We start from the raw sequence: 17,258 nt of genomic DNA on the forward strand, positions 1-17,258 counted from the left end.
TGGGCAGCGCGGCCCAATGATATTCATGGACCAGAAACTGCCGGTGGTTATGCGGCGACGGGGAGGAAGTTGCAAACCTGGTGCGTGTCGATGCGGCGGGCTGCCTGGCGCAGCACATCCGACACCGGTAGGTCGAGGGCGGTGCTGATGGATTCCACAATCTCCGATGATGGGTCCTTGACGCCCCGCTCCACCTCGGAAAGGTATTGGGGCGACACATTCGCCCGGCGGGCCACATCGCTAATACGTTCGGATCGGTGGTGACGGGTGGTGCGGAACACCTCGCCAATGGCTTCCCGCATCAGTGGGCGATCACCGGGGGCGGCTGCGACGGCAATCATCAGTTGAGGGTCCGGAGCTCGACTCGGGTTTCGGGGGATTCCTCGCTGAGGAATGAGGGGCTTTGGTAGATGACGCGGCTATTGCTGTTTGCCGACGATGGGGCCTTCACCTTAAAGCCCGCGTCCTGCAGGATGGTTCGCGCCTCGGAGAGCCGCTTACCAATCACATTGGGCACCTCAACCTTGTTGACCAGCTCGATTGTGACCGTGGTTTGGGAGCTGTCGATGAGGGTGCCGGCCTGCGGGTTGGTGATATACACGTCGTTTGCGGACTTGCCTACTGCGTCGGAGTCGCCGGAGCGGGTGACGGATTCCACCCGAATCCCGGCCTTGGCCAGTTGGTCGCGGGCCGCTTCCTCGCTCACGCCGGCGAGGTCGGGGATTTCGACCGCGGTGGATACGTAGAGGGTGATGTCGCTGCCGCGGGTTGCCTGGCTGCCGGCGTCGGGGCTGGTGCCAATGGCGTAATTCCCCTTCACCGAATCATCGAACTTGTTTTCGACTTTGACGTTGAAGCCTAGTTGTTGCAATTGTTGTTTAGCCTCGTCCGCCTTGGTGTTGTGCACATTGGGCACATTGACCGGTGCGGGACCCTGGGAGAGATGGTAGGTGACGGTGCTGTTCACATTGACCATGGTGTGGGGGGAGGGGGTTACCGATGCGATTTGGCCTTGGGGCACGGTGTCGGAGTACACGGTTTCGCCTTCTTCCCCCACGAGTGACCGTTCCGAAAGCGCCTTATTGTAGTCGTCGGGGTTGGTGAGCCCGTCGAGGCTGGGTACGGTGGGCTTGCCGAGGGAAACCAAAAGGGTGACCGCATCACCCTTGACTGCTTTTTCCCCGGTGGTGGGGTCGGTGCCCGCCACCATGTCTATGGCCACATTATCGTCGTAGACTGTGGCCACCTTTGATTCAAAACCCGCGGTTTTCAGTGTTTGGGTGGCGGTGGTTTGGTCCATACCGATGACCTGCGGCACCTCCCCGTAGCGGCCGGATCCGAACCACCAGGCGCCGATGGCGATCGCCAGGGTGAGCATGATGACTATGACCCACCAGGCGGCGAACATGGTGCGGCTACGGTTAGTGACCGCTGGTGGCAGCACGGACGGCCTGGCCGGCTGCCGGGGCTGCGGCCGCGGCGCGGGCGGCTGGCCCTGTTGCTGCGGCTGACTGGGGTCGGGCCACGGCGATTGTTGTGGCTGGCTGGGTTTGGCCCACGGTGATTGCCCCGGGGGCGGGTTGTGGAGTTGCGCCTGGGGTTGGGCTCCCGGCTGCTGGTAGGGGGTGGGGTCCGCAAACGGGTCGGCGGCGAACGGGTCGAGAACGGAGGTTTCGTTGAGGATGGCGGTTTCCGCCGGCTTCACCGGTGCTGGCGGCGTGGGCGGGACAATGGCGGTTTTGTCGTTGTCGGCGTCGTCAGCTTCGTCGGCCATGGGCTGTTCGGATCGGGGCAGATCGGTGGTGACCATGCCTGTGAGTTTCGAATCGTCCATGTTGGCGGCCGCCCGGTGGGCCGCCGCGTTTTGGGGGACAGGCACCGTGAATGCGGGAAATTGCAGCTCGCTGGCGACATCGTTCAGTGCGGTGAGGAATTCGTCGGCGTTCTTGAACCGATCCTTGGGATCACGGGCGGTGGCGGTGGCCACCAACTCGTCCATGAGTTTGGGCACGCCGTCGATCCGGCTGCTGGGCTTGGGCACATCCGCGTCCAGGCGGGCGTAGGCGTGCTTGAGGGGCGTGTCGCCGTTAAACGGGGTGGTACCGGTCAAGAGTTCGAATAGGACGATGCCAGCGGAGTACACGTCGGAGGCGGTGGTGATATCATCGCCCGACACCTGCTCCGGGGACAGGTAGGCGACAGTACCCACAATCTGGTTTGACTTGCCCTGGGATGCGGATGCGGCCCGCACCAGGCCAAAATCGGAAAGCTTCACCTGGTGGTTGCCGTCGATCAAAATATTATCCGGCTTTAAATCCCGGTGAACCATGCCGGCGTTATGCACCGCCGCCAACCCGGTGAGGACGGAACGCATGACCGCCGATGCAGCATAATCTGGCATGGCGCCGCGTTCGGCCAAGAGTTCCCGCAGGGTACCACCGGTAATGAGCTCCATAATGAGAAACACATGGTCCCCATCGGAATTAAAATCATACACCCCCACCAAATTGGGGTGGGATAGGTGCGCCATGGAGCGGGCTTCCCGCCGGAAGCGTTGGGCAAAAATCGGGTCGCCGGCATATTCTTCGTGCATGACCTTGGCTGCCACATTGCGTCCCAGCCTGGTATCAACGCAGCGGTAAACCGTAGACATGCCACCGCGAGCGATGGGTGCTTCGATGCGGTAGCGGCCTTCGAGGAGATCGCCCAAATTCAACTGCATGCGTTCTAGTATGGCTGAAATCTAAGCGTAGGGTAAAAGCGACGTGTTCAAGATCTCTTGCTACATTAAGGACTGTGAGTAATCAATCGCCAGATGCGTCTATTTTGCCACCTGATACCCTACTTTTCACCCTAGCGGAGTTCGCCGACCGGTTGGGGGTAAAGACCACCCACGTCCGTGACCTGATCGGTGAGCGGAAGCTGATTTGCGTCTACAAAAACGGGGTTCGGCACCTGCCTGCCGCATTCCTCACCGACAAAGGGACCCTCAATAAGTTCGTTCCCGGTGTCATTGCCCTGCTTATCGACGGCGGTTACAGCGATGCCGAAATCTTCCGCTACCTGTTTACCGACGACCCCTCTCTCCCCGGCCAGCCCATTGCGGCCCTACACGGGCACCTGGCCCGGGAGGTGATGCGCCGCGCCCAGGCGATGGCCCTCTAGCCCTGGGCGTCGATAAGCTACCAGGGTGGTTTCGGCGAATAACCAGCGGGAAGCCACCCACCCGGACACCGCTAAAATCCCCATCCACATGGGGTTATACAGCTGATGATTCCCCGAACCTGTGAACGCCAATGCCACCGCGATCGACCCAATGATAAAGAACTGGTTAATCCGCCGTGAGCAATTCACCACCCCAACCAGCGGCAACACCGAAGCGTAATACCAGGGCAGGGTCACCGCATTAAAACTAAACACAATCAAATACGCCCACATCGCCCCAGTGATCGGCTTGCGGCGCAGAAACCACCAACAGGCCACAAACCCCACAGCCATAATCACAAGTGATACGGCTCGCGCCACCACCATCACATCATTGAACGGGAATTGGGGATTCCCAATCCGGCCGGCCTCCCCAATCACCCCCGACACCAGCGACGGAAACGACAGCGGATTCACCACCTTTGTGTTCCCCGCCAACGCCGCAATCCACTCCCAGGTGGTTCCCGACGCCCACGTGATGACCGCCAGAATCGCAACAGTTTCCACTGCACCCCCCACACCGGCCAGCAGAAATGCCCGCACCCTCGCACCCACCGATTCTCCGGCCCGGTTGACCACCAACCACACCACAAACGGCAAACACAACGCCGCCGACGCTTTCAACGCCATCGCCACCGCAATGAGCGCCACCCCGGCGAAAAACCCACCCAATACCGCCGGGTACGTTGCCTGACGCACCACCAAATACAGGCCAACGGTGACGAGCCCCACCATCATCGCCTCGTTATGCATGCCCCCCACCAAGTGAAACACCATCACCGGGTTAGCCACCCCCAACCACAATGCAAACGCCGGATCCGCCCCCAACCGCTGGGCAATCTTCGGCACAAACCACATGATCGCCACAAACCCCACCACCGCCAGCGCCTTAAACGCATACACCCCGGCTGTCACATTATCGCCAAACACGGTGGTCACGGCCTCGCCAAGCCACAAATGCAGCGGCCCATACGGGGTGGTGGTGTTCCGCCAATCGTGGGAAACCTCAAACAAAATCTGATTCGGATTACTCGCCGGCCCCTGCGTGTAGGCATTCAGCCCATCGCGCAGCAACGTGCCCTGCATCAGGTAGGAATACACATCCCGCGACATGATCGGTGCCGCCCCCGCCAGCGGGACGAGCCACATGCACAATGTGCGGCGAACATAGTCGGCGTCGACAACCTTGTCGATCACCAACTTCCCCATCAACACCCAGGCCACCACGAACAACACCGTGCCCAGCCACAAGGTTACATTCGAAAACGCGGCACCATGCCCAAAACTCAAAAAATCCAGGTTCGCCGCGGAAAGCAAACTATTGCGCTTCTGCAGCGACCCCCCACCAAACGACCCCAACAGAATCAGCAGCGAAGCCACAAGACCAAGCTTGCGCACCATGGGGGAAGTCAATGTGCTGACAAGGGCAATCATGGCTGATAGCTTACTAGGTTCGCCGCGCCGTGGCCTGCATTGCCAAGCCCCGCAACGCCTCCTCGCTCCCATCCGGCAACCCCAGCCCTGCTATCCGCGCCAGCCCGCTCGCCGTCAGCTCCCCAATGAGCTTTTCGACGCGCTCCGCCGCCCCGGTCGCCGCAATGGCCGCCGTCAATTCGGCAATCTCATCGGGATCGGACACCCGGCCCAGCCGCCCCCGGATATAGTCGGCGGTTGCCGCATCCGCCAACTGCAACGCCGTGGCGATGAGCACCGTGCGTTTCCCCTCCCGCAAATCGTCACCGGCAGGCTTGCCAGTCACGCCGGGATCACCAAACACCCCCAACTGGTCGTCCCGCAGCTGAAACGCCACCCCAATATCCGTCCCATAGGCCCGCAGCGCCGCAATCGTCGCCGCATCCGCCCCCGCCAGGGCCGCCCCCAGGTGCAACGGCCGCTCAATCGTATACGCCGCCGTCTTAAACCGATTCACCACCTGGGCGGTAGCAATATCCTCATCACCCGAGGCCTCATGAATAATGTCGAGTAGCTGGCCCCCAATCACTTCGGTGCGCATCCCCCGCCACGCCGGCTGTATCCGATCCAACGCCGCATGGCTGAGCCCCGCAGCCCGCACCATGTCATCCGCCCAGGCAAACGCTAAATCCCCCACCAAAATAGCAACAGAACACCCAAAATGATCCGCATCACCATGCCACCGCCCCTCCTCGTGCCGCCGTTGCGCACTCCGGTGCACCGTCGGATTCCCCCGACGAGTATCCGACGAATCAATAATGTCGTCATGAATCAACGCGCACGCCTGAATCAACTCCAAAGCACTTGCCGCCCGCAACACCGCCGCCGGATCCTCCCCCCGATTCCGCAGGCCCCCGCCGGCCACAAATCCCGCCCACACATAGCACGGGCGGATGCGTTTCCCGCCCGTGAGCACATAGTTCTCCAGCAATGTGACAGCTGACCCCACGGCATCACCCAACGGGGCAATGGCGGGACGCTGGGCGGCAAAAAACTCCGCCAGGTGCGTGGTCACAATGCCGGGAACCTGGGCAAGATCCGGGGTTTTCGGTGTTTCGGTCATGGCGGCCCTTTCTAATGGGTGATCCGGGGGTAAACCGGTATCATTCTAAGCCATGACACAGCAACCACTTCCCGAGCCGACTCCCGCCAGGTACCAACGGTCGATTACCGACGTGATTTCCAGTCCCGCGCCGGGGCGGATTCCGTTCTCGGTGGAATTCATGCCGCCGAGAAACGATGAGGCAGAGACTCGGCTGCGGACCGCGGCGGAAATCTTCCATGATCTGGGGGTGGCGTTTGTGTCCGTCACCTATGGAGCGGGGGGCAGCTCCCGGGATCGGACGATGCGGATCGCCCAAGACCTGGCCCGGATGCCGCTCACCACCCTGGTGCATTTGACCCTGGTGGGGCACACCGAGGCCGAGCTGGTGGAGATTCTTTCCGACTATGCGTCATTAGGTTTGTCGAATCTTTTGGCGCTCCGGGGCGATCCGCCGGGGGCGGACCCATTGGGGGAGTGGACGCCGGTGCCGGGCGGCTACCGCTACGCGGAAGAACTGATTTGGTTAACGAAACGCTTGGAGGCAACCAAGCATTTCCAGGTGGGAATTGCTGCATTCCCGGAAGGCCATCATCAGTCGGAGTCATTGGCGGCGGACACCAAGTACACGTTGGCGAAGCTTCGGGCGGGGGCGGAGTTTTCGATCACCCAAATGTTCTTTGATGTGGACTATTACCTGCGGTTGCGGGACCGGCTGGCGTCGGCGGATGCGGAATTAGGGTCACGGCCGATCATTCCGGGTATTATGCCGATCACCTCGCTGAAGTCGGTGCGGCGCCAATTACAGCTGTCGGGGGCGAAATTACCGGCCCGGTTGGAGGAACGGTTGGTGGCGGCCGCTGCGGGGGACGAGGAGGCGAATCGAGACGAGATTCGCAAGGTTGGGATTGAGGAATCAACGCTCATGGCGGAGCGGCTCATCGCGGAGGGCGTGCCGGATCTGCACTTCATGACTATGAACTTCGCTCGGGCAACCCAGGAGGTGCTGCACAACCTGGGGATGGCGCCGGCGTGGGGCCGGGAACACGGCCACGATGCGGTGCGGTAAGTTCGTTGGGGGCTAGGGGAGCGGCTTCGCCATGATGGCAAAGGGGCGGGTGTCACCCCGGAAATAAAACTGCCGGATGAGGTCGGTAAACCCCAGGGAGCGATAGAGGTGAAAAGCGTTATTATTTTCGGCAATCACCTCGGGGGTGGAAAGCAGGGCGTAGGAGGCATGGGCGTTCTCTAACAGCATGGTGAGTAATTGGTGGCCTATGCCCTGGCCCTGGTAAGTGGGGGTGACGTGGATTTCGGTGACGGAAAAATAATCGTTGAGCATGAATAGCTGGTCGGTGGTGGCGCCACCGCGTTCGCGGAGGCCGCGGCGGACTTCTTGATCCCACCATTGTTCGCGGTGCCCATGGTAGCCGTAGGCGACTCCTAGGACGTGCGTGCCGTCGTGGGCGCAGACCGCCTGGAAGTTTTTTTCCTGGATGGCCTGACGCCACGCCTTAATGCGGGAATCGCGGATGACGGTGGTGTATCCCATGGCTTCGAGATAGATGTTGACCAAGAGGGGGGCGATACTGCTGAACTCTAGGGCGCTGAGCAGTTGAATCTTGATGGTCACAATCCTTATCGAACCATTTTTTGGGTGTATCCGAAAGTCACCATCCAAAACCTGCGTGTCGGAATCCTATCCGAACGCTGCCCCCGATGATTACACCCGAACGGTGCAAGGGGATACCGCGACCTGATATAGAAAATATGTTCTATATTTTCGGGGGTGATGTCCGGGGTGGGAATTATCCTGGGATGATCGCGGCAACTTTAGTCGTCGTAAAGCAAAAAAATCTCCCAATAAGTGCAATAAAATGCCTGCTTTGAGCGTTGTAAATAAGTGAGGAAGGAGTGAAAATCATGAGCGTTGCACCATTCACCCAGCCGAGGAAGGGCGCGGAGTTTCTCCATAAGGCGCATCAGCTGTTAGCAACAGCGATAACCTACCGGAATCAGCAGCGCCATGACCTGGCGTTGGAATATGCTTACCAGGCGGGATTGCGTACCGCGGCTGCCCGAATTGCCGCAAGCCCGGTGGCACATCGGGTTCGGAAGCCCACCAGTGCGTGGGCCCAGTTACGCCTGGTAGGTGCCGATGCTGCGGGGTGGGCGGATGCCTTGGAACAGTATTCCCGGCTGCGGTCGCGGGTGGGTAGTGGTATCGAGGCCACGGTGTCGGTGGAAACAGTCGATACTATGGTCGATTTAGTCAGCAAATTTCTAAACTCGGTAGAATTTGATAATGACGATACCCCCGCAGCTGCGTAGTCGTGTTATCCCTACCGGGAACTTTCCTAGTAGGGTAGGCGTTAATTATCACAGATAACTAACTTCGCCGCGCGCACTGCACGCATAGCGGTTTTCACTTCAATACAGGCTAATTAACATAGAACGCCAATGGGAGGAACAGTGGCACTTTCCGAACATGAGCAGCAAATGCTCAAGGAAATCGAACAGTCCTTACTTTCGGAAGACCCGAAATTTGGTGCTGTAGTCACCGATGGTGATTTTGCCCAGTCAAAGGGCACGGTGACGCTACGGGGCATTGCCATCGTGGTTATTGGGTTGGTGCTGCTGGTTACTGGCGTGGCACTGTCCCAAATGTCCCTGTGGTGGTTGTCATTAAGCATCCTGGGATTTTTAGTGATGGTTGCCGGCGGCATGTGGATGCTGCGAGGTGGTGGTAAGTCCACTTTCAATCTTAGTGACGGATATCATAGCTCCGCTGGACGGCGGCGACCACAGAAATCTGGGGGATTGGGGGATCGGATGGAGGATAATTTTCGCCGTCGTTTTGAAAACTAGCTATAATGTGACTTGACACAGACTTCTGGCCTCCGTATCGACCACAACTGACCACTGCGGAGGTCAGATTTTTTATGCCACCAGAAAACTGAGAGACGAGTAAGTCATAGGGGAGAAGGTAGCGGTTTTGCTTAAGTGGTGGGGTGAGGGCGTAAATGAAAACTGCTGGTAATGAATATAAATATGCAGATATAGAAGCGTTATCTGTTCGTGATTTTCCATGCGAGCGCGGTTGGTAGCTCATGTGCTCATTGTGAATACCGTGTAAAAAATCTGGTTCAGACTTGCGGCGGAAAACGTCGATTCTTTATAAGTTTCTATGCTTCATGCATGCTACTTTTCGACGAGGGTACTGCGCGATAAGCAGGTGAAATAGGGGAAGGTATGCGGGAGTCATAGGAAATAATCCGGTTCGCAGAGAGTGGATGGGGGTAAAAATCAGCGGCGAAAACCCCACTATTTGGGTGATATATGTTATGTCATCAATTATGTAATCACTATCAATAGCCGGCATTTGGGGGTGGATTGACTGGAATGGTCGTGAACCATTGGTAGGTCATCCGAAATATTATCGAGAGTGCTATAAAATAACGTTGGGAGAAACTCCAGGTGAAATGTTGAGAATATTGAAACTAGTTTATTACTGATGCTTATGTTACAGAAGTTGTAAAAGTGACAGAAGTGGCTGAATTACATTAAAGTTCGGCTTTTGTTACCACGGCGTGTTTATTTTTCGAAGCTATCAAACTTGCAGGTTACAGGCGTTTCTGGTGGTAAAATTTGAGATTGTTGTGACTTGAGGTGTTGAAAGTGGGGGATTGTGGGGTATTGTGGGGAGAAGTGAAGGGAATGTGGATATGTCACCGCACACCACGGAGGCACCACGGAACCGGAGCGACAGGAGTTGTTTATCTTGGGTCGTGTGGCTTTGAAAGTGTAGGAGCCTTCAAAGATGTTTCTTGGCACTTACACACCAAAGTTGGACGATAAGGGCCGTCTGACATTGCCGGCGAAATTCCGAGAGGAACTAGCAGGTGGGTTGATGGTCACTAAAGGTCAGGACCATTCCTTAGCGGTATACCCCAAAGAGGAATTTGTTCGGATTGCACGAAAAGCTGCTCAGCTACCGCGTAGCAACCCAGCAGCCCGGGCATTTATTCGAAACCTCACCGCCAGCGCAGATGAACAACGTCCAGACGGTCAAGGACGCATCACAATCACTCCAGACCACCGTAAATATGCAGGTCTGACAAAAGAGTGCGTGGTCATTGGCGCCATGGACTTCCTGGAAATATGGGATGCCGAAGCCTGGGCCCGCTACCAAGCGGACACAGAATCGGCATTCGCGGATGCTAGCGACGACTTTTTAGACGGCCTGCTGTAACCCCGGCACCAATCTAAAACGTTGCAAGCAGCACAGCATGGAGTGTGCGTAAGAACTCCACTTGAAGGGGCTTAACTTCTGGTGTACTTCCCCGATGTCAGAAGCGGCACTTTAGGTGGAGCTCTATGCACACTGCGGTTTCTGCGGTACAACTTCGGCACACCACGGCATACTGGGGGCTTTCATATGGAAAACACTAACAACCATGGTCACGTCCCCGTGCTGCGCGAACGAGTCACCGAACTCCTCGCCCCAGCCCTCTGTAACACCATCACAAACCCACCCATCATCCTCGACGCCACTTTAGGCGCCGGTGGGCACAGCGAATACTTCCTCACCACATTCCCGCAGGTACACATAATAGGACTCGACCGCGACACCACCGCACTGGCCCAAGCCGCCACCCGCCTGGCCGACTTCGGCGACCGGATCACCACACTCCACACGCGCTTCGACGATTTTCCCACAGCCATCCAGGCCGCCGCCGACGCCGGCAATGCAACATGCCAAGCTGCACTCACAGAAGGTATATCCGGGGCACTCTTCGACCTGGGTGTGTCATCAATGCAGCTTGACCAGGTGAACCGCGGTTTTGCCTATCGGGTTGATGCACCGCTCGACATGCGGATGAACAACTCCGAAGGCATTACCGCGGCGGAAATCCTCAATACCTACCCCCACGGCGACCTCACCCGCATCCTCAAAACCTACGGGGACGAACGATTCGCCAGCAAAATCGCCACCGCCATCATCCGCGAACGCGAACACGCCCCCTTCACCACCTCCGCGCGGCTCGTCGAACTGCTCTATAACACCATCCCCGCCGCCACCCGACGCACCGGCGGCCACCCCGCCAAGCGCACATTCCAGGCACTCCGAATCGAGGTCAACCAAGAACTCGCCGCCATCACCAATGTGCTACCTCGCATCGCCGACGCCCTCATCCCCGGTGGCCGGGCCGTCTTCATGGCCTACCAATCTTTAGAAGACAAAATCATTAAAAAATACTTCGCCGAAATCACTACTTCCAAAACCCCCCGGGGACTTCCCATGGAACTCCCCGAATACGCGGCCAAATTCCGGCTGGTGACCCGGGGTGCCGAAAAAGCCACCCCCGCAGAAATCGCCGACAATTCCCGAGCCGCCCCCGTCCGGGTTCGCGCAATTGAAAAACTTGCCACCAGCACCAACAGAAAGGAGACCTCAAAATGACAACCAATTACCGAATCCGTGACACCCGTATCCGCAGCGGCCGCCCCATCAACACCTACACCCCCTACCGGCCGACCCGTTCGGCACGGTCGCTTGTGCGTACCCAACAATCCCAAGACCACAGTCGAAACGACACTGCCCTCCTCGTCGAAGATCGGCCCAGCCGCACCGGCACATCAGGCCGGGCAATCCCCACCGTCCCTACCCAGGCGCCACCCCGACGGCGTATGCAGCGCAAAGCCGGATCCCAACAGGTGTTTTCCAACCGGGGCAAACGGATCGTGCGCCAACGCGTCGACCCGAGCCGTATCCGCTTCGTGCTAGCACTCACGCTCCTGCTCGGCGCCGGCGTGTTTATAGCCATGATGCTCTCGAAAATATCGACCGAACAAAGTTTCGAGATGCAGGAGTTGCAGCACCACGAATCCACCCTGCAAAACCAGGTGGAAACCCTCAACCGTGACCTGCAAAACGCCTCCGCCACCGCAGAGATCGCCCGCCAAGCCAAAGACCTAGGCATGGTGATCCCCGACCAGCCCGGCATTCTGGCAAAAAATGAATCGGGCGACATACACGAGCAACGCGCGCCAGGCACCGTGACGCGTCCTATAGTTGATGTCAATGGTCAGCAAGTTCGGCCACAGGTGGCATCCAGTGATCCCAAGGCCACAAACGAAGTCTCCCAACGGCTGAATGAGGCTCCCCGGATTACACCCCGGACCTCCAATGTTGCACCATACATTTCTAATCGAAATTAATTTCGAACGGTAGAACCGTATCTGTCAACATTCCACAATATTCCAAGGTGTCATTTGTGAATCAGTCGAACTCACGCGCGTCTCGCATACGTCGAAAAGCTAGCAGTAACACGCAATTCCACAACGATACCGCGGACCCGAAGAATGGGCTCAACCGGATAGCCGACAAACCCGCAACCGGACCTGCCGGCGGATCCACCACCGGGCCAGGCGGCGGACAACGCCGAATCATGCTCGGCCGGCTACGAATCCTCAGCGCCGGCGTATTCCTGCTCTGCCTCATGGTCATTGCCCGCATGGCCTGGGTACAACTCGTGTGGGGGCCCGACCTCAGCAGCCTGGCGGCGGAACAACGCACCCGCATCTACACCGACCCGGCGCGCCGGGGGGCGATCACCGACCGCTCCGGCCAACAGCTGGCCTACACCATGCAGGCCAGATCACTGACTGTGTCACCGAATGTGCTGCGGCGCGAATTGCCATATGTGGCGAAACAACAGCTGGCGTCGGACGAGAATTATGTTCAAGGGTCCGAAGAAACCCGCAACCAAATGATTGAGGCGAAGGTTGCGGACATCATGACGGAGTATTCGGAAGAAATCCCCAAGATTATTGAGAAGGCTCGGACGGAAAAACAGGCCGCTAAGGCCACGAAAACCGTGACGGGCAGCACGAAGGGCCTCAAGGATGCGGCCAAGAAGAGTGAGGTGAAGCCGGAAGATATTGTGGCGAAGCTGAAGGCCGATTCGAATTATGAGGTGTTGGTGCGCAATGTTGATCCGGATGTGGCGGCCGGTATTTCGGAGAAATATTATGGTATTGCCGCGGATTTGCAGGATGTGCGCCAGTATCCCAATGGGGCGGTGGCGTCGAATGTGATCGGCAAGATCAGCCAGGATGGGCAGGGCCAATTTGGGTTTGAGTCGGCGAATGATTCATTGCTGTCGGGGATTAATGGCCGGAAGTCGATTGAGGTGTCGACCGATGGGCAGGCGATCCCGGGCACTGTGACGGACGATGTGCCGGCGACGAATGGGGCGAATGTGACGCTCACCCTGGATTTGGATCTGCAAACATATGTGCAGCAGCAGCTGGAGCAGGCGAAAGCAAATTCGGGGGCGAAGAGCGCGTCGGCGGTGGTGCTGGATGCGAAGACGGCGCAGGTGATGGCCATGGCGACGAGTGATTCAATTGATCCGATGGGGGATATTAAAAAGCAGCTGGAGCAGGGGAAAGAGTTTGGTAATAGCACGATTTCGGCACCGTTTGAGCCGGGGTCGGTGGCGAAGATTATTACGGCGGCGGGTGCGATTGAAAACGGGGTGACCAGCCCGGACGAGGTGCATACGGTGCCGGGCAGTATCGACATGGCGGGGGTGAATGTGAAGGATGCGTGGGATCATGGTCCGGCGCAGTACACCACGACGGGGATTTTTGGTAAGTCCTCCAATGTGGGGACGCTTATGCTGGCGGAGAAGCTGGGGGAGGACAAGTTCGACCAGCTCTTGACTGGTTTTGGGGTGGGTCGGGCCACGGGGATCGAGTTGCCGAGCGAGTCGGAGGGGCTGCTGCCGCAGCGGGCGCAGTGGTCCGGGGGCACGTTTGCGAATCTGCCGATTGGGCAGGGCATGAGTGTGACATTGTTGCAGATGGCAGGGATCTACCAGGCCATAGCGAATGGGGGTGAGCGGATTGCGCCGCGGATTATTTCCGAGGTGCGGGATGGTCACGGTGCGGTGGTGGCCCAGCCGGAGCCGGAGCGCACCCGGGTAGTGAGTGAGGAGACGGCCCGGACGGTGGTGAATATGTTCCGGGCGGTCACCCAGTCGGATTCGAGCGGGTTGCAGCAGGGTACCGGGTCGCAGGCGGCGGTGAAGGGGTATCAGATTGCAGGGAAGACCGGCACGGCGCAGCAGGTGGATGCGGCGACGGGGGCATATTCCCATTCGAAATATTGGATCACGTTTGCGGGTATTGCGCCGGCGGATGATCCCCGGTTTGTGGTGGCGTTGATGTTGGATAATCCCCAACGGGGGGTACATGGTGAGGGGGGCCAGTCGGCGGCGCCGCTATTTCATGATATTGCGTCGTGGCTGTTGAATCGGGATAATGTGCCGCCGTCGCCGCCGATGGAGGGCCAGTTGGTGCTGCAGATGCAGTAGCGGCGGAGTGGTGATTCGGTCATGGGGTGTGATGTCCGGGTTACCCTCGATCGGTTACCCCTCACCACGAATGGTGGTCACAGGTGTACTAACTTCATAGGTGGCTATTTATGCTTTTCAGAAGAAGGCATAGATGAGGTTTTTATAGAGGTTGAAGGAGCTTGATTTACGATTATGGCTGTTACGGTTTTGGATGTGGCGCAGCTTATAGGTGCGCGGATGCAGGGCGGTACGGCGGAACAGGCTCAGGTGCCGATTACTGAGGTGGGGTTGAATTCCGCCGAGTTGCCGGCGGGGGCGTTGTTTGCGGCGGTGCCGGGCACGCGGGTGCATGGGGCGCGGTTTGCCGCGGATACTGCGGCGGCGGCGATTCTCACGGATGAGGCCGGGTGGGGGCTGTTGTCGGCGGCGGGGGAGACCCGTCCGGTGTTGGTGGTTGATGATGTGCGGTCGGTGTTGGGGGTTGCGGCCGCGGCCGTCTATGGGGACCCGTCGTCGCAGCTCACGGTGATTGGGATTACCGGCACGTCGGGGAAGACTACCACGAGTTACATGCTGGAGGCCGGGTTGTTGGCGGCCGGCTATCGGGTGGGATTGATCGGTACGACCGGCACGCAGATTAATGGTCGCCCGGTGCCGACGTCGCTCACCACGCCGGAGGCGCCCACGTTGCAGGCGTTGTTTGTGCAAATGCTGGCGGAAGGGGTGACGCATGTGGTGATGGAGGTGTCGTCGCATGCGTTGATGCTGGGTCGGGTGTTGGGCGTGAAGTTTGATGTTGCCGGGTTTACGAACCTGTCGCAGGATCATCTGGATTTTCATGCCACCATGGCGGAGTATTTTGATGCCAAGGCGCTGTTTTTCCGCCCCGGGTCGCCGACGCGGGCCGCCCGGGCGGTGGTGTGTGTTGATGACGAATGGGGGGAGAAAATGGCAAGTGTGTTCGGTTCGGGGGTACGTACTTTGGCGACCCGCGGCCAGGCGGGGGACTATACGGTGTCGGCGGTACAGACCGTAGAGCGGGGCGGGCAGGAGTTCCGGCTTGCGGCGCCGTCGGGGGCGGTGGTGGCTGCGACCGTGCCGTTGCCGGGCAGGTTTAATGTGGCGAATGCCGCGTTGGCGTTGGCGTTGGCGGACACCGTGGGGGTGGACATGACCGCTTTGCTGCCGGGGCTGGCGGGCGTGGGGGTGCCGGGTCGGATGGAGGTGGTCGACTGCGGTCAGGATTTCTTGGCGGTGGTGGATTACGCCCATAAGCCGGCGGCCATTAAGGCGGTGTTGGCAACCGTGCGGGGCCAGATCACGGGCCGGATTGGCCTGGTGGTGGGGGCCGGTGGGGACCGGGATCATTCCAAACGGCCGATCATGGGTGCCGAGGCTGCGGCGGGGGCGGACTATGTGGTGGTGACGGACGATAATCCCCGCAACGAGGATCCGGCGGCGATTCGCGCCCAAGTGTTGGCGGGCACCGCAGCCGGGTCCGCCGAGGTGGTAGAGATCGGCGATCGGCGTGCGGCAATCCGCCAGGTGGTGGCGTGGGCCAAGCCGGGTGATGCGGTGATTATTGCCGGCAAGGGTCATGAGGTGGGGCAGCTTATCGACGGCGTAATGCACCACTTCGACGACCGGGAAGAATTACGCGCCGCACTGGAAGGAAGGGACCAATGATAACGCTGAGGTTGGATGAGATCGCCGCCATTGTGGGCGGCCGGCTTGCCGACGCCACGGGCGCGGAGGTGATTACCGGAAACGTGGAGTTTGATTCCCGGAAGGTCGCGTCCGGGGACTTGTTTGTCGCCCTGTCCGGGGTGAAGGTTGATGGCCACGACTATGCGGCCGCTGCCATGGATCGGGGGGCGGCCGGTGTGCTGGCCGCCCGCCCGGTGGGGGTGCCGGCCGTGATTGTGCCGCCCGCAACCGAGGTGGATCATCATTCCTATGCCACCGAGCATGATACCGATGGTTCGGTTGCCGCCGTGTTGGAGGGTATGGCGAAGCTGGCACGGTACGTCGTCGATAAGCTGAGTGCGCGGGGGCTGACCGTCATTGGGATCACCGGTTCCGCCGGGAAAACCTCCACCAAGGACATTGTGCACACCATATTGGAGCTTGCCGGCGACACCGTGGCGCCGCCCGGGTCGTTCAATAACGAGATCGGGCACCCGTATACCGCGTTGCGTTGCACCGAAGCCACCAAGTATTTGGTGTCGGAAATGTCCGCCCGCAGTATCGGTAATATTGCGCACCTGGCGGCCATCGCCCCACCACACATTGGCGTGGTCCTTAATGTGGGGACCGCACACATGGGCGAATTCGGTTCTAGGGATAACATTGCCCGGACTAAGGGGGAACTCGTTGAGGCCCTGCCAGCAGACGGTATTGCTGTGCTCAACGCCGACGATGATTATGTTGCCGCCATGGCGGATCGCACGTCGGCCACTGTGTGGAGTTTCAGCACGCTTCACAAGCCGGTTCGGGTCGCCGCGACCGATATTCGGCTGGATAATCTTTCGCGGCCTACCTTCACTCTCATCGGTACCGACAGTCAAAAAGTCACCCACACCGCTCAGGTCACCTTGCAAATCTTCGGCGAACACCAGGTGGCCAATGCCCTCGCGGCCGCGACGGCGGCTCTGGCGGCGGGGGTGGATTTCGCTACTGTCGCCCAGGGGTTGCGCGCCCACACTGTCCGGTCCGCGCACCGCATGGATGTGCATCACGCCGGCAACGACGTGATCGTTATTGACGACGCCTACAACGCCAACCCTGAATCCATGCGGGCAGGTTTGCGGGCATTGGCGCTGGCAGCGGCGAAAAATGGCCCTGGTGCCCGGTCGATTGCGGTTCTAGGGCCTATGGCGGAATTGGGGCAGGACGCCACCGCGGACCACGTCGAGTTGATGCGCACGGTTGCGGAGCAAGGGATCGATTTGGTGGTGGTGGTTGGCACTGACGAGAACGCCCGTGCCATGATTAATGCCGCAGCGGCTATGGGATTGCGCGCAATCCCCACCGCCGACACCACCCAGGCGGCAACGGAAGTGCTCAAGGTATTAGGTCGTGGGGATGTGATTCTCGTGAAAGCATCCAACGCATACCGGCTGTGGCAGGTTGCTGAGGCAGTGGTGGCACAGAATGGAAAGCAGGAGAACTAA

At 59.2% G+C, this 17,258-nt stretch carries 15 protein-coding genes; 10 read left to right on the forward strand and 5 right to left on the reverse strand.

Annotated features, from left to right (window positions below; all coding sequences use genetic code 11):
• Positions 1–47: 47 nt before the first annotated feature.
• Both HBA49_RS03815 and HBA49_RS03820 read right to left on the reverse strand, forming a co-directional pair.
• Positions 48–341 (reverse strand): helix-turn-helix domain-containing protein, encoded by a 294-nt coding sequence (locus tag HBA49_RS03815; protein ID WP_005521797.1) that lies wholly within the window; start codon positions 339–341, stop codon positions 48–50.
• On the reverse strand, positions 341–2,722 hold the full coding sequence (locus HBA49_RS03820; protein ID WP_005526342.1) for a protein kinase domain-containing protein: 2,382 nt from the start codon (positions 2,720–2,722) through the stop codon (positions 341–343). The genes HBA49_RS03815 and HBA49_RS03820 overlap by 1 nt, the downstream gene beginning before the upstream one ends.
• A 74-nt stretch (positions 2,723–2,796) precedes the next feature.
• On the opposite strand from HBA49_RS03820, the gene HBA49_RS03825 reads away from it, so the two are divergent.
• Positions 2,797–3,165, forward strand: a complete 369-nt coding sequence (locus tag HBA49_RS03825; protein ID WP_040431894.1) for an Rv2175c family DNA-binding protein — start codon at positions 2,797–2,799, stop codon at positions 3,163–3,165.
• Here HBA49_RS03825 and HBA49_RS03830 read toward each other — a convergent pair.
• Together HBA49_RS03830 and HBA49_RS03835 are read right to left on the reverse strand one after the other, a co-directional pair.
• The gene (locus tag HBA49_RS03830) at positions 3,109–4,638 is read right to left on the reverse strand and encodes an alpha-(1->6)-mannopyranosyltransferase A (RefSeq protein WP_005526620.1); all 1,530 of its coding nucleotides are present in this window, start codon (positions 4,636–4,638) and stop codon (positions 3,109–3,111) included. The genes HBA49_RS03825 and HBA49_RS03830 overlap by 57 nt on opposite strands.
• A 13-nt stretch (positions 4,639–4,651) precedes the next feature.
• A complete protein-coding gene (locus HBA49_RS03835; RefSeq protein WP_005526479.1) occupies positions 4,652–5,740 on the reverse strand; it encodes a polyprenyl synthetase family protein in 1,089 nt (362 codons plus the stop codon).
• A 52-nt stretch (positions 5,741–5,792) separates the two neighbouring features.
• Between HBA49_RS03835 and HBA49_RS03840 the strand changes: the two genes are divergently transcribed.
• Positions 5,793–6,788: a methylenetetrahydrofolate reductase gene (locus HBA49_RS03840; RefSeq protein ID WP_005525687.1), complete on the forward strand. Its 996-nt coding sequence runs from the start codon at positions 5,793–5,795 to the stop codon at positions 6,786–6,788.
• A gap of 12 nt (positions 6,789–6,800) precedes the next feature.
• Here the strand turns inward: HBA49_RS03840 and HBA49_RS03845 are convergent, their stop codons facing one another.
• Positions 6,801–7,352, reverse strand: coding sequence for a GNAT family N-acetyltransferase (locus HBA49_RS03845; protein WP_005525531.1), 552 nt, complete (start codon positions 7,350–7,352; stop codon positions 6,801–6,803).
• Between the two features lie 290 nt (positions 7,353–7,642).
• Here HBA49_RS03845 and HBA49_RS03850 point away from each other — a divergent pair, with 290 nt between their 5' ends.
• From HBA49_RS03850 to HBA49_RS03885, 8 genes are all read left to right on the forward strand, one after another.
• On the forward strand, positions 7,643–8,050 hold the full coding sequence (locus HBA49_RS03850) for an SAV_6107 family HEPN domain-containing protein (RefSeq protein ID WP_005526385.1): 408 nt from the start codon (positions 7,643–7,645) through the stop codon (positions 8,048–8,050).
• A 141-nt stretch (positions 8,051–8,191) separates the two neighbouring features.
• Positions 8,192–8,587, forward strand: coding sequence for a DUF3040 domain-containing protein (locus HBA49_RS03855; protein WP_034995456.1), 396 nt, complete (start codon positions 8,192–8,194; stop codon positions 8,585–8,587).
• A 952-nt stretch (positions 8,588–9,539) separates the two neighbouring features.
• Positions 9,540–9,971: a division/cell wall cluster transcriptional repressor MraZ gene (gene mraZ / locus HBA49_RS03860; RefSeq protein ID WP_040431892.1), complete on the forward strand. Its 432-nt coding sequence runs from the start codon at positions 9,540–9,542 to the stop codon at positions 9,969–9,971.
• Between the two features lie 186 nt (positions 9,972–10,157).
• Positions 10,158–11,183: a 16S rRNA (cytosine(1402)-N(4))-methyltransferase RsmH gene (gene rsmH / locus HBA49_RS03865; RefSeq protein ID WP_005526036.1), complete on the forward strand. Its 1,026-nt coding sequence runs from the start codon at positions 10,158–10,160 to the stop codon at positions 11,181–11,183.
• The gene (gene ftsL, locus HBA49_RS03870) at positions 11,180–11,941 is read left to right on the forward strand and encodes a cell division protein FtsL (RefSeq protein WP_005525621.1); all 762 of its coding nucleotides are present in this window, start codon (positions 11,180–11,182) and stop codon (positions 11,939–11,941) included. Before rsmH ends, ftsL begins: the two co-directional genes overlap by 4 nt.
• Before the next feature lie 230 nt (positions 11,942–12,171).
• Positions 12,172–14,103 (forward strand): peptidoglycan D,D-transpeptidase FtsI family protein, encoded by a 1,932-nt coding sequence (locus HBA49_RS03875; protein ID WP_040432063.1) that lies wholly within the window; start codon positions 12,172–12,174, stop codon positions 14,101–14,103.
• Positions 14,104–14,277: 174 nt separating this feature from the next.
• Positions 14,278–15,771, forward strand: coding sequence for a UDP-N-acetylmuramoyl-L-alanyl-D-glutamate--2,6-diaminopimelate ligase (locus tag HBA49_RS03880; protein WP_005525833.1), 1,494 nt, complete (start codon positions 14,278–14,280; stop codon positions 15,769–15,771).
• Entirely contained in the window at positions 15,768–17,258 is a 1,491-nt protein-coding gene (locus tag HBA49_RS03885) for a UDP-N-acetylmuramoyl-tripeptide--D-alanyl-D-alanine ligase (RefSeq protein WP_005525861.1), read from the forward strand. Before HBA49_RS03880 ends, HBA49_RS03885 begins: the two co-directional genes overlap by 4 nt.

Source organism: Corynebacterium matruchotii, assembly GCF_011612265.2.
GTDB lineage: Bacteria > Actinomycetota > Actinomycetes > Mycobacteriales > Mycobacteriaceae > Corynebacterium > Corynebacterium matruchotii.